Origin of the sequence: Micromonospora chokoriensis (genome assembly GCF_900091505.1) — a bacterium.
In the GTDB taxonomy this organism is placed as follows: Bacteria; Actinomycetota; Actinomycetes; order Mycobacteriales; family Micromonosporaceae; genus Micromonospora; species Micromonospora chokoriensis.
Genome location: NZ_LT607409.1, coordinates 5,485,523 through 5,497,783 on the forward strand (window position 1 = coordinate 5,485,523; position 12,261 = coordinate 5,497,783).

The window sequence follows — 12,261 nt, forward strand, 5'->3', positions numbered from 1 at the left end:
GACACTTCGACACTCTGATCGCGCCCGGTCTACCCCGCCCTGGGCAGGAGCACGATGGCGTTGCCGACGCGCCGCTCGGTCACCGGCTCGTGGCCCCAGTAGTCGGTCGGCCTGTTGTAGAGGATGTCGTTGATCACGAGGGTGCTGTCCCCGCCGATGCCGAGCATCATGGCGTCGACCGCCCCCAACCACTTCATCACCGCGGCGGCCTCCGGCATGGTCACGCCGACGCTCACCCCCGGTCGTCGCCCGTCGATCACCACCAGCAGGAGCTGACCGGCGGCGGTGATGCCGGCGAGGGTCCGTGGGTGCCGGTCCAGGAAGAGACTGGTGTGGTAACCGTCGCGGGACCGGTAGCCGTTCGCGCCCACGTTGATCCACACCTGGCCGCCCCGCACCAGCGCCGGGCCGCCGGAGACCGCGGCGAAGGTCGGGCTGGTCACCCGCTGCCCCTGCGGGTCGAGGATCTGGGTGCCGGGTTGGAAGGCCCTGTGGAGCACGGTGTGGTCGCGCAGCCACTGCGCGCCGGCACCGATCCCCTGGAGTACGCGGCCACCGGCGGGGATGGGGCCACCGGCCGGACTGCGGACCTGCTTCGCCACCCAGTTGCCGTCCACCACCACGTCCACACTGCCGGCCGGACCGACCGGCGTCTCCGTCCCCCACTCGGGGCGGAAGACGACGATCTCGTCCGGGTCGGTGCAGGTCTCGAACCGCCACGGCTGGTCGGCGTAGGGCAGGTCACCGGGCGTACCGCCGGGCGTGGACGGCGGCCGGAGGTCCCCGCCGACACCACCGCAGTGCGCGATCTTCCCCGGCTTGCGGTGGAGGCCGTCGACCTGCCACTGCGCACCGTCCGGGGCCTTCACGGTGGTCGTCGAGGTCAGCTCGGTGATCCGTAGCGGACCGTTCGCTCCGTTGAGCAGCAGCGCGGTACGTCCGTTCACGGCCTCGCTCAGCAGGTTGTTGCCCTGGACGTAGATGCCCAACGGGTCGCCGTCGAAGCCGTTGAAGTCCGGGTTGTTCGGACTGTCGATGTCGAACTCGCTCGCGTTCACCCCGGCCAGCGCGCCGGCGTACCGGGCGATGTCGCGGACCCGGTCGGCGCTGCGCAGCTCCGGCCCGTGCGCGGTGCCGATCGTCACGGCGGCGTCGGGTTCCACGACCAGGGCCCGGACCTCCCACGGGCCGGTGCTGACCTGTTCCCGGAACGCCTGGTGTTCGACGACGCCGGTGATGCCGGTGCTCCGGACCTGCGCGAGCCGTGCCTCAGCCGCCGCGCTGTCGCTGAATGCGCCGAGGTGCACGGCGTAGAGCATGGTCGCGTCGGCCGGCGGGCGGTACTGCAGGTCCGCCGGCAGGGGCGGGTCGTAGGTGACCTTCGTGGCCTCCGGGTACCCGGCCGCGCGCAGGTCCGCCACGAAGGTGTCGGCCCGTTGCGAGTCGCGGGTCACCAGGTCGGCACGCGCCGGTGGGAAGTGCAGCGCGATGGTCCACGACGATGAGGCGTGGCCCTGGGTGTACTTGCGGTAGGTGACTCCGGGGGCGGGCGTCTGCACCGACCCGATCCTGGTGACCAGGCTCGCCGGCCCCAGGGGCATCCGGTCCACCGGGTCCGTGAAGGGACGTGAACCGCTCGGGGCGATCGTGCTGGCCTCGGCGGTCGCCGGCGGCGACACGGCCGACGTGACGACCGCCGACCCGAGGGTGGCGACGAGGGCCAGGGCGGTCAGACGAACGCGGTGACGATGATTCATGGCGGTTCCCCCGTGGATCGATGCTCGCGGCTACCAGGTGGCGAAGGAGAGTCTCGCATCCATCGCACCGGTCCTCACCCGACTGTTCACTCCGCTCTTCTCGGCGGCCCTCCTCGCGTTCCTCGTCGCTGTCGTACGCCGGGTGGGCGTGGTTCGTGGTCCTGGTCTTTCCGCCGTTGTTCGCCTACGCCTGACCGACCAGGCGGCCGGGGCCGCCCCGCACGTCCTCCTCGATCCGCTTCGCGGCGACCAGCAGCGGCGGAAGCAGTTCCCGTCGGATCATCTCGAAGGACCCCCGGCTGGCGTGCGCGGAAACGTTCACCGCCGCGACCACGGACCCGTTCTCGCCGTGGATCGGGGCGGCCACCGACCGCAGCCCCTCCTCCAACTCCTGGTCGACGATGGCGTACCCCTGGGCGGCGATCTTCGTCAGCGTGGCGCGCAGCTTCGCCGGGTCGGTGACGGTGCGCCGGGTCAACGGCCGCAGCTCGGCCGTGGCGAGGTAGTCGTCCAACCAGTGCGCCGGTTGCGCGGCGAGCAGGACCCGGCCCATCGAGGTGGCATAGGCGGGGAACCGGGTGCCGACGCTGATCCCCACCGTCATGATCCGTTTGGTGGGTACGCGGGCCACGTAGACCACCTCGTCGCCGTCGAGCACCGACACCGAGCAGGACTCGTGCACCTGGGCGACCAGCGCCTCCATGTGCCGCCGCGCGACCTCGGGCAGGCTCAGGCTCGACAGGTACGCGTAGCCGAGTTCGAGGATCCGCGCGCGCAGCGAGAAGAGCCGCCCGTCGGTGTGCACGTAGCCCAGCTCGACGAGGGTGAGCAGGAACCGACGCGCCGCGGCCCGGGTCAGCCCGGTCCTGCGGGCCACTTCGCTGAGGGTGAGCTGCGGGTGTTCGGCGTCGAACGCTCGGATCACCGCGAGTCCGCGTTCCAGCGACTGGACGAACTCCGGCGACCTCGCCAGGTCCTCGCTCACACTCACCCGGCCTCCTGTCGCAGGGTCTCCCGGGCCACCGTGAACGCCCGGTTCGCCGCCGGTACGCCAGCGTAGACGCCGACCTGGAGCAGGACCTCCGCCACCTCCGCCGGGCTCAACCCGTTGCGCAGCGCGGCGCGGACGTGCAGCGCCAGCTCCTCGTCGTGGCGCAGGGTGGCGAGCACGGCGAGGGTGATGCAGCTACGGGTACGCCGGTCGAGGCCCGGGCGGCTCCACACCTCTCCCCAGGCGTAGCGGGTGATGAAGTCCTGGAAGTCGGCGGTGAACTCGTCGGTGCCGTCGATCGCGCGGTCGACGTGCGCGTCGCCCAGCACCTGCCGGCGTACCGTCATGCCCGTCTCGTGCCGCTCGCTGTCGTTCATCGGTCCCCGCGTTCCTCGTGGAGGTGGTCCAGCAGGAGTCGGCTCACCTGCTCGGGTTGCTCGACGTTGGCCAGGTGTGCCGCCGCGCCGACCACGGCGAGTCGCGCCCGGGGGATGCCCCGGACGATCTCGCGGGCGTGCTCGACCGGGGTGGCCGGGTCGTCCGCTCCCGCGACGACGAGTGTCGGCGCGGTGATGCGGCCCAGGTCGGGTCGGAGGTCCATCGCGGCGATCGCCTCGCAGCAGGCGGCGTAGCCGTCCGGGGGTGTCGCGGTCAGCATGGCGCGGTGACCGGCGACCACGTCCGGGCGGGCCGTGGCGAAGGCCGGGGTGAACCACCGCGCCACCACCGCGTCGGCGATCACCGACAGACCGTCGCCGCGCACCGTCGCCGCGCGTCGGTGCCACTGGCCGGGCGGGCCGAGCGACGCCGACGTGCAGAGCAGCGCCATCCGGCGCACCCGTTCGGGCGCGTGCGCGGCGAGCCACATGCCCACCATCCCGCCGAGCGACACCCCCGCGTAGTGGACCCACGGCACCTCCAGGTCGTCCAGCGTCCGCACCAGCTCCCGGCCGAGAAGATCCATCGTGTACGGCCCGGGTGGTACCGCCGAGCGGCCGTGGCCCAGGTGGTCGTACCGGATGATCCGGAACCCTTCGGCGAGCGCCGGGATCTGTGGCTCCCACATCGCGGCGGCGGTGCCGAGGGAACTGCCGAGCACCAGCGTCGGCGCGCCGGCCGGACCGTCCACGACGAGGTGCAGCCGGGAGGTCACCGGTCCGCGCCCCGTACGGTGGCCAGGGCGGTGTCGACGAACCGGTGAGCCGAGCCGAGCCAGCGGTACGGGTCGAGTGCCTCGTCGATCGCGGCCTCGGACAGGTGGGCGCGGATCGCGGGGTCGGCGAGCAGCGCGGCGCGGAACGAGGCTCCGGCGGCGGCGCGGGTCACCAGGTCGTGGGCGACACCGCGACCGACGACAGGTGCCAGTCGCGCGGCGACGGCCTCGGCGAGCACCAGGCCGCCGGTGGCGTCGAGGTTCTCCCGCATCCGCGCCGGGTGGACCTGCAACCCGACCAGCATCCGGGCACAGCGGGCGGCGGCGCCGCCGGCCACGTGCAGCAGGTCGAGCAGGGGCTCCCACTCGGCGTGCCAGGCGCCGGCGGCCCGCTCGTGCTCCTGCACCGCCGCGGCGAACACGGTGGCGACGAGGCCCGGACCGCGTCGCGCGGCAGCGGTGACGAGGATCGAGTCGACCGGGTTGCGCTTGTGCGGCATGGCCGAGGAGCGACCCCGGCCGGTGCCACCCTCGGCGACCTCGCCGACGTCGTTCTGGGCGAGCAGCCCCACGTCGAGCGCGACCTTGCCGGTGCTCACGAGGAGCCCGCCGAGGGCGGCGGCCAGGTCGAGCCAGGGCTGGCGGCGGGTGTGCCACGGCAGCGGGCTCGACGGGAGGCCGAGGTGCGCGGCGAACCGCTCGACGGCCTCGGTGCCGGCCGGGCCGAACGCGGCCAGGGTGCCGACCGCCCCGCCGAGCTGCGCCGGTTGGGCGGCGCCGGCCTGGCGCAGTCGGTCCCGCGCCTCGACCAGACCGGTCAACCAACCCGCGGCCTTGAGCCCGAACGTGGTGGGTGCCGCCTGCTGCCCGAGGGTGCGGGCGACCAGCACGGTGTCCCGGTGCGTGTCGGCCAGCCGGGCGGCGGCGTCCACCGCGGCGTCCAGGTGACGCAGCAGCGGGTCGAGCGCCCGTACGGACACCAGGACCAGCGCGGTGTCCAGGACGTCCTGGCTGGTCGCGCCGAAATGCACCCAGCCCCGGGCGTGCTCGGGTACGGCGGCGGTCAGCTCGCCCACGAGCGCGACGACCGGGTTGCCCGCGGCGTCGGCCGCCCGGCCGAGCGCCCCCGGGTCGTACCGGTCGGCGCGGCACTGCTCGACGATCGCCTCGGCCGCCGGTGGGGGCAGGATGCCGACGTCGGCCGTGGCCCGGGCGAGCGCCGCCTCCGCGTCGAGCATCGCCTGGAGCAGGGACCTGTCGCTGAGTTCCGTGTCGACGTCCGGGGCGCCGGAGACGCCGCCGAGCAGTCGGTCAGACGGCGAAGAAGACTGTCTCATGCTCACCCTGGAGGTGGATGTCGAACCGGAGCCCGTCCGTCGCGGGCTTCGCCAGCAGGGTGTCCCGGCGGTCGGCGTCGACGCTGCGCAGCACCGGGTCGACGGCGTTGGCCGCCGGCTCGTCGGGGAAGTAGAGCCGGGTGACGAGGCGGTGCAGCAGCCCACGCCCGAAGACCGACAGGGCCAGGTGGGGCGCTTCGGTGCCGCCGTCGGGCGCGGGCAGCGGGCCCGGCTTGACGGTCAACAGCCGGTACCACCCCTGCCCGTCGGTCTCGCTCCGCCCGAAGCCTCGGAAGCCGGCGAGCGCGGGGGGCCGGGCACCACGGGGGTCGTCCGGATGGTCGAACCGGCCGTCCGGATCGGCCTGCCAGCTCTCCACCATCGCGTCGACCACCGGTGTGCCGGTGCCGTCGAAGATCCGCCCCCTGATCCAGAACGCTCCCGGTGTGGACTCGGGTACGACGTACGGGCCGTCGGGCCAGCGCAGGCCGATGTGCAGGTACGGCCCGACGGTCTGCGCGGGCATGACGCCCAACCGCTCACTCATCGTCGTCCTCGTCCTCGAAGGGGGTGCTGTCCCGGCCGCGCAGGACGATGTCGAACTCGTACGCCAGCGCCCACTCCGGTGTGGTGCCGGCGTGGTCGTAGCGGGCGACCATCCGTTCGCGGGCCTTCGGGTCGCGGACCGAGTTGAAGATCGGGTCCTGGAAGAAGAGCGGGTCGCCCGGGAAGTACATCTGCGTCACCAGCCGCTGGGTGAACGCGCGGCCGAAGAGGGAGAAGTGGATGTGCGCCGGCCGCCAGGCGTTGTCGTGGTTACGCCAGGGGTACGCGCCGGGCTGCACGGTGACGAACCGGTATCTCCCCTGGTCGTCGGTGAGCGCCCGGCCCACCCCTTCGAAGTTGGGGTCGAGCGGCGCCGGCCAGGTGTCCCGGGCGTCGCGGTACCGGCCGGCGGCGTTGGCCTGCCAGATCTCGACGAGCGTGTGGGGCACCGGTCGTCCGTCGCCGTCGCGGACCCGTCCGTGCACGATGATCCGCTGTCCCTGCGGCTCACCGTCGTGTTGACGGGTCAGGTCGTGGTCGAGGTCACCGAGGCGCCCCTCCCCCAGCAACGGCCCGGTGATCTCGGTCAGCCGCTGTGGCAGGTGGACGAGTGGGTGTTTCGGCGCCCTCGGCACTGTCGACTTGTAGCCGGGGCTGAGCAGGGGCGGGTGGGCGTCGACGTCGTCGCGCCGGTAGCTCGGTAGCACCAGGCCGCCGTCGGCCCGGGTGTCCTGGGTGGTCATTGTCGTCTCCCGTCAGCCTTCGTCGCCTCCAGCGACCGCAGCACCGCGAGTTCCCGCGCCGTCGGCGGCTCGCTTGTGGTCAGCCCTTCGGCGACGGCGAGATCCCAACCGGTGGCGGCCCGCGCCTGTTCCCGCGTCACACCGGGGTGCAGTCGGGTCAGCGTGAGCTCGCAGGTGACCGGGTCGGGTTCGAGGACGCCGAGATCGGTGATCACCACCCGGGGGCCTCCGCCCCGCAGGCCGAGTCGCTCCCGGTCGTCGGGGCCCGTCCCGTACCCGACCGAGGTGACGAAGTCGACCCGTTCGGTGAACGTCCGGAGGTCCTGCCGGACGATCACCACGACCTCACCGCAGGAGGCGGCGATCTCCGGGGCGCCGCCCGCGCCGGGCAGCCGGACCTTCGGGGCGCCGTAGTCGCCTCCGACGACAGTGGTGTTGATGTTGCCGTACCGGTCGAGCTGCGCGGCGCCGAGGAAGCCCACGTCGATCCGGCCCGGCTGGAGCCAGTAGTTGAACACCTCGGGCACCGACACCACGGCGTCCGCCGTGTCGGCGAGGACCCCGTCGCCGATGGACAGTGGAAGCCGGTCCGGCTTCGCGCCGAGGCACCCGGATTCGTAGATGAGCACCAGGTTCGGGGCGTGGGTGGCGCGGGCGAGGTTCGCCGCGGTGCTGGGCAACCCGATCCCGACGAAGCAGGCGGTGCCGTCGCGTAGTTGCCGGGCGGCGGCGACGGTCATCATCTCGTCCGCGGTCCAGCCGGTCGTCGTGGTCTCGTCGGTCACGCCGCCGCCCCGGCCCGGTGCACGTGCTGGTCGAGCCAGGCGCGGAAGGTGTCGCGGTGCCGGCTGACGGCGTCCCAGGCCCGGTAGAAGTCGTTGTCCCGCACCGAGTAGCCGTGGGCGTAGGAGGGGTGCGCACCACCGGGCACCTCGGCCACCGCGGTGACCGCCCAGCCGGGCAGGACGACCTGCCCGGGTACGGGTTCCAGCTCGTCGACGATCTCCTCGACGGTGACCAGCGACCGGTCGGCGGCGAGCACCGCCTCCTTCTGCACCCCGGTGATGCCCCACATCTGCACGTTGCCGTCGCGGTCGGCGCGCTGGGCGTGCACCACAGTGACGTCGGGGCGCAGGGCGGGAACGGCGGTGAGCGTCTCACCGGTGAAGGGGCAGGTGATGGGGCGGATGTTCGTCGTGTGGGCGGGCAGGTCGGTGCCGGTGTAGCCGCGCAGGACGGCGAAGGGCAGCCCGGACGCGCCGGCGACGTACCGGTTCGCCATGCCCGCGTGGCTGTGCTCCTCCAACTCGAGGGGGCGCGGCCAGGCGTTCTGCACCGCGTCCCGGAAGCGGTGCAGTGACCCGACGCCCGGGTTGCCGCCCCACGAGAAGACCAGGCGGCGGGCACATCCCGCGCCGATGAGCTGGTCGTAGATGACGTCGGGGGTCATCCGTACCAGGGTCAGATCCTGCCGTTCCTGGCGGATGATCTCGTGACCGGCGGCGAACGGAATGAGGTGCGTGAACCCTTCCAGGGCCACCATGTCACCGTCGTGGACCAGGTGCGCCACACCCTCGGCCAGCGAGACGAACTTCGCCATGAGCCTCCCCGCCTCTGTTCGCGATGCGGACCGCCGTACTCATCTCGAACGTACGGTGGGGGACGAGATCCGTCAACGACGGGACGGCCGGTCCGTCCACAGTGTTGTCACGTCACGCCGATCAATGCGTTGACGCGAGCCGGACCACGTGCCAACGTTCATGCAGAGAACGGCCGTTCGGTAAGCGAACACCTCGGGCCGCTCGTGAGCGAACGCCCGGCCCGCCCGACCACCCGGGACCACCCCCACCGGCCCCACGCTCCCAGGAGGACAGCCATGACACTGCTGGACGCCACGACCTGGCACGGCACGCTGCACAGCGACGGCTGGGTGGAGCCGGCCGGCGGCACGGCGGCCGTGCGGTCCCCCGCCACCGGGGAGGAGATCGGCCGGGTCGGCGCGGCGAACGCCGAGGACGTGACGCGAGCCTGCGCGCGGGCCAGCGCCGCGCAGCGCGCCTGGGCCGCCACCGGTTACGCCGAGCGGGCCGCGGTGCTCCGTCGGGCCGGGCAGCTGTTCGAACAGCACGCCGCCGAGATCGGTGACTGGATCGTGCGCGAGTCCGGGGGCATCCCGCCCAAGGCCGGCGTCGAGACCGACACCGCGGCACAGGAGTGCTACGAGGCGGCGGCGCTGGCCTCGCACCCGCTCGGCGAGATCATTCCGAGCGCGCACCAGCGGCTCAGCCTGGCCCGCCGGTTGCCCGTCGGCGTCGTCGGGGTCATCGCGCCGTTCAACTTCCCGCTCATCCTGGCCACCCGTTCTGTCGCCCCGGCCCTGGCGCTGGGCAACGCCGTGGTGCTCAAACCCGATCCGCGCACCGCCGTCTGCGGCGGCGTCTCGATCGCCCGGGTCTTCGAGGAGGCCGGCCTGCCCGCCGGTCTGCTGCACGTCCTGCCGGGCGGGGCCGAGGTCGGTGAGGCGCTGGTGGCCGACCCCACCGTCCGGGTGGTCAGCTTCACCGGTTCGACAGCGGCTGGTCGCAAGGTCGGCGAGGCTGCCGCACGCCACCTCAAGCGGGCGCACCTCGAACTCGGTGGAAACTCGGCGCTCATCGTGCTCGACGACGCCGACCTGGACCTCGCGGTCTCCGCCGGCGCGTGGGGATCCTTCCTGCACCAGGGTCAGATCTGCATGACCACCGGACGGCACCTGGTGCACGAGAGCCTGGCCGAGCGGTACGTGGAACGGTTGGCCGAGAAAGCGGACCACCTGCCGGTCGGCGACCCGAGCAAGGAGCAGGTGGCGCTCGGGCCGATCATCGACGAACACCAACGCGACAAAATCCACGCGCTGGTCACGGCGAGCGTCGACGCGGGCGCCCGGCTGGCGGCCGGAGGCACCTACGAGGGGCTGTTCTACCGGCCGACGGTCCTCGCCGACGTCACCCCCACGACCCCGGCGTACGCCCAGGAGGTCTTCGGCCCGGTCGCGCCGGTGGCCACCTTCGCCGACCAGGACGAGGCCGTGGAGTTGGCCCGGCAGACCGAGTACGGCCTGTCGCTGGGCATCCTCGGCCGGGACGTGACGAGGGCGATGGCCCTCGCTGACCGCATCCCCAGCGGCATCGTGCACATCAACGACCAGACGGTCAGCGACGAGGCGGTGGCGCCGTTCGGCGGGGTCGGGGCCTCGGGCACCGGCTCCCGGTTCGGCGGGGCCGCCGCGAACGTCGAGGCGTTCACCGAGACCCAGTGGCTCACCGTGCGGGGCAGCATCGCGCGGTACCCGTTCTGACCGGAGGGAGCGAGGAAGATGCCGGGAATGCGTACCCAGGTCGCCATCGTCGGCGCCGGGCCGGCGGGGCTCATGCTGGCGCACCTGCTGCACCTGCGCGGAATCGAGTCGGTGGTGCTGGAGAGCCGCAGCCGCGACCACGTCGAGCACCGGCTGCGGGCGGGGGTCCTCGAACAGGGCTCGGTCGACCTGCTCTGCCGCGCCGGTGTCGGCGACCGGCTACGACGGGAGGGGCTGCGGCACGAGGGCATCGAGCTGCGCTTCGCCGGGGAGTCGCACCGGGTGCCGATGACCGACCTGACGGGCCGGGCGATCACCGTCTACGGGCAGCAGGAGGTGGTCAAGGACCTCATCGCCGCCCGGCTCGCCGCCGGTGGCTCGATCCTCTTCGAGGCCGAGGTCGTCCGGCTGGACGGTCTCGACGGCGCCGAACCGGTCGTCCACTTCCGACGGGACGGGCGCGACGAGGAGCTGCGCTGCGACTTCGTCGCGGGCTGCGACGGGTTCCACGGGGTGAGCCGTGGCGCGGTGCCCGACGGGGTGCTGACCACGTACGAGCGCGCGTACCCGTTCGCCTGGTTGGGGGTCCTCGCCGCCGCCCCGCCCGCGGTGGAGGAGCTCATCTACGCCAACCACGAACGGGGCTTCGCCCTCTACAGCATGCGCTCCCCCGAGCTGTCCCGGCTGTATCTGCAGGTCGCGCCCGACGAGGACATCGCCGAGTGGCCGGACGAGCGGATCTGGACGGAGCTGCGGGCCCGGTTGGAGACGGTGCCGGGGTGGTCACTCAACGAGGGGCCGATCCTGGAGAAGTCCATCACCGGAATGCGCAGCTTCGTGGTGGAGCCGATGCGGTGGGAGCGACTGTTCCTGGCCGGTGACGCCGTGCACATCGTCCCGCCCACGGGCGCGAAGGGCATGAACCTGGCCCTCGCCGACGTCGCGCTGCTCGGGGACGCCTTCGCCGCGTGGTACGACGAGGGGCGCGCCGACCTGCTGGACGCCTACTCCGCGACGGCCCTGCGCCGGGTGTGGCGGGCCCAGCACTTCTCCTGGTGGATGACCTCGATGCTGCACCGGTTGGAGCGCGACGACCCGTACGAGACGAAGTTGCAGACCTCCACGTTGCGGTACGTCGCGACCTCGGAGGCCTACGCCAGGAGCCTGTCGGAGAACTACGTGGGTCTGCCCGAGGTCTGAGCGCGGCCACACCCCGAAGCATTATTCAACTTATTCATGACGGGCGTCAGAAATTATTGACTTTCGATGCCGGGGTGACTGACCATGGCCACCACAGCGGCGTGCGCCCCCACGCAGCGGTAGGTCACCTGCAGATCCGAGGCATCCGCCGACTTCCGACGCACCCACCACCCCCGCCCAGGAAGGGCCTCGTCAATGAAGAAGGTCATGGCTCTCGGGCTGATCGCCACTACCGCGATCGCCCTCACCGGATGTACCGACTCCGACGCGTCCGCGCCGTCCGAACAGGCCTCGGGCGAGTTGCGCACGGTCCGGGTCGCGGCGCTGCCCATCACCGAGACCGCCGCGCTCTGGGGCGGCATCAAGGCAGGGCACTTCGCCGAACGTGGGCTCCAGATCGAGGTGCTGCCCGCCCAGGGTGGCGCGCAGGCCATTCCCGCCCTGATGAACGGCGACATCGACTTCGCGATCGGCCAGCCCTTCGGCGCGTTCCGCGCCGACCTGCGCGATCTCGGCGTCGTCATCATCGGCAACTACGCCTCCTCGTACGCCGACGGCGACGACATCAACGCCGTGGTGGCCTCGGCGAAGTCCGGCATCAAGCGACCGGCCGACCTCGCGGGCAAGCGGGTCGCGGTCAACAGCCTCGGCGCCGCCGGCGACGTGACGATCATGGCGGCGGTCGAGAAGGACGGCGGCGATCCCAAGGCGATCAAGTTCGTCGAGGTGGCCTTCCCGGACGCCCCCGCCCAACTGGAGTCCGGCAACATCGACGCCGCCTGGGTGCCGGAGCCGTTCGTCACGCAACTGAAGGCCCGTGGGGACACCTTCGTCGTCGCGCCCTACCAGGCGGTGGTGCCCGGTCTGACCACCCTCACCACGATCACCACCAAGGAACGCACGGAGAAGGACGCCAAGCTGGTCGAGGACTTCACGGCGGCGATGAAGAAGACGTTGCAGTGGGCCAACGACCCCGCCAACATCGCACCGGTGCGGCAGGCCATCAAGGACAACCTGCAACTGCCCCCGCCGGTGGCCGACTCGGTGCGACTCCCGGCCTTCGCGTGGGAGGTCGACAGGTCCAGCCTGCAGACGCTCGCCGATCTCGCGCAGAAGTACAAGGTGCTCGACAAGCAACCCGACTTCGACCGTCTCATCCAGCAGAAGTAGCCGGCGCGATCCCGCCCTCCCCGGACC

The 12,261-nt window shown here is 72.3% G+C and carries 12 protein-coding genes; 3 read left to right on the plus strand and 9 right to left on the minus strand.

Annotated features, from left to right (window positions below; translation table 11 throughout):
* Nucleotides 1-29 precede the first annotated feature (29 nt).
* The 9 genes from GA0070612_RS24875 to GA0070612_RS24915 all read right to left on the minus strand — a co-directional run bounded on the left by GA0070612_RS24875 (nt 30) and on the right by GA0070612_RS24915 (nt 8,127).
* Nucleotides 30-1,757: a phosphodiester glycosidase family protein gene (locus tag GA0070612_RS24875; RefSeq protein WP_088990117.1), complete on the minus strand. Its 1,728-nt coding sequence runs from the start codon at nt 1,755-1,757 to the stop codon at nt 30-32.
* Nucleotides 1,758-1,941: 184 nt separating this feature from the next.
* Entirely contained in the window at nt 1,942-2,748 is an 807-nt protein-coding gene (locus GA0070612_RS24880) for an IclR family transcriptional regulator (RefSeq protein WP_231924324.1), read from the minus strand.
* On the minus strand, nt 2,745-3,125 hold the full coding sequence (gene pcaC, locus GA0070612_RS24885; protein WP_088990118.1) for a 4-carboxymuconolactone decarboxylase: 381 nt from the start codon (nt 3,123-3,125) through the stop codon (nt 2,745-2,747). The genes GA0070612_RS24880 and pcaC overlap by 4 nt, the downstream gene beginning before the upstream one ends.
* On the minus strand, nt 3,122-3,901 hold the full coding sequence (pcaD, locus tag GA0070612_RS24890; RefSeq protein ID WP_167393672.1) for a 3-oxoadipate enol-lactonase: 780 nt from the start codon (nt 3,899-3,901) through the stop codon (nt 3,122-3,124). Before pcaD ends, pcaC begins: the two co-directional genes overlap by 4 nt.
* Nucleotides 3,898-5,238, minus strand: coding sequence for a 3-carboxy-cis,cis-muconate cycloisomerase (gene pcaB, locus GA0070612_RS24895; RefSeq protein ID WP_167393673.1), 1,341 nt, complete (start codon nt 5,236-5,238; stop codon nt 3,898-3,900). The genes pcaD and pcaB overlap by 4 nt, the downstream gene beginning before the upstream one ends.
* Nucleotides 5,213-5,785, minus strand: coding sequence for a protocatechuate 3,4-dioxygenase subunit alpha (gene pcaG, locus GA0070612_RS24900; protein WP_088990120.1), 573 nt, complete (start codon nt 5,783-5,785; stop codon nt 5,213-5,215). Before pcaG ends, pcaB begins: the two co-directional genes overlap by 26 nt.
* A complete protein-coding gene (gene pcaH, locus GA0070612_RS24905) occupies nt 5,778-6,527 on the minus strand; it encodes a protocatechuate 3,4-dioxygenase subunit beta (RefSeq protein ID WP_088990121.1) in 750 nt (249 codons plus the stop codon). Before pcaH ends, pcaG begins: the two co-directional genes overlap by 8 nt.
* On the minus strand, nt 6,524-7,312 hold the full coding sequence (locus GA0070612_RS24910) for a CoA-transferase subunit beta (RefSeq protein WP_231924325.1): 789 nt from the start codon (nt 7,310-7,312) through the stop codon (nt 6,524-6,526). The genes pcaH and GA0070612_RS24910 overlap by 4 nt, the downstream gene beginning before the upstream one ends.
* The gene (locus tag GA0070612_RS24915; protein WP_088990122.1) at nt 7,309-8,127 is read right to left on the minus strand and encodes a CoA transferase subunit A; all 819 of its coding nucleotides are present in this window, start codon (nt 8,125-8,127) and stop codon (nt 7,309-7,311) included. The genes GA0070612_RS24910 and GA0070612_RS24915 overlap by 4 nt, the downstream gene beginning before the upstream one ends.
* A 276-nt stretch (nt 8,128-8,403) precedes the next feature.
* Between GA0070612_RS24915 and GA0070612_RS24920 the strand changes: the two genes are divergently transcribed.
* From GA0070612_RS24920 to GA0070612_RS24930, 3 genes are all read left to right on the plus strand, one after another.
* Nucleotides 8,404-9,864, plus strand: coding sequence for a benzaldehyde dehydrogenase (locus GA0070612_RS24920; RefSeq protein ID WP_088990123.1), 1,461 nt, complete (start codon nt 8,404-8,406; stop codon nt 9,862-9,864).
* Between the two features lie 27 nt (nt 9,865-9,891).
* Nucleotides 9,892-11,064, plus strand: coding sequence for a 4-hydroxybenzoate 3-monooxygenase (pobA, locus tag GA0070612_RS24925; protein ID WP_088990124.1), 1,173 nt, complete (start codon nt 9,892-9,894; stop codon nt 11,062-11,064).
* A gap of 195 nt (nt 11,065-11,259) precedes the next feature.
* On the plus strand, nt 11,260-12,234 hold the full coding sequence (locus GA0070612_RS24930) for an ABC transporter substrate-binding protein (protein ID WP_088990125.1): 975 nt from the start codon (nt 11,260-11,262) through the stop codon (nt 12,232-12,234).
* The last annotated feature ends 27 nt before the right edge of the window (nt 12,235-12,261 follow it).

Coding starts and splice junctions, on each gene's coding strand:
- GA0070612_RS24875 (WP_088990117.1), bottom strand. CDS start 1,757: ATGAATCATCGTCACCGCGTTCGTCTGACCGCCCTGGCCCTCGTCGCC.
- pcaC (WP_088990118.1), bottom strand. CDS start 3,125: ATGAACGACAGCGAGCGGCACGAGACGGGCATGACGGTACGCCGGCAG.
- pcaB (WP_167393673.1), bottom strand. CDS start 5,238: ATGAGACAGTCTTCTTCGCCGTCTGACCGACTGCTCGGCGGCGTCTCC.
- pcaG (WP_088990120.1), bottom strand. CDS start 5,785: ATGAGTGAGCGGTTGGGCGTCATGCCCGCGCAGACCGTCGGGCCGTAC.
- pcaH (WP_088990121.1), bottom strand. CDS start 6,527: ATGACCACCCAGGACACCCGGGCCGACGGCGGCCTGGTGCTACCGAGC.
- GA0070612_RS24915 (WP_088990122.1), bottom strand. CDS start 8,127: ATGGCGAAGTTCGTCTCGCTGGCCGAGGGTGTGGCGCACCTGGTCCAC.
- GA0070612_RS24920 (WP_088990123.1), top strand. CDS start 8,404: ATGACACTGCTGGACGCCACGACCTGGCACGGCACGCTGCACAGCGAC.
- pobA (WP_088990124.1), top strand. CDS start 9,892: ATGCGTACCCAGGTCGCCATCGTCGGCGCCGGGCCGGCGGGGCTCATG.
- GA0070612_RS24930 (WP_088990125.1), top strand. CDS start 11,260: ATGAAGAAGGTCATGGCTCTCGGGCTGATCGCCACTACCGCGATCGCC.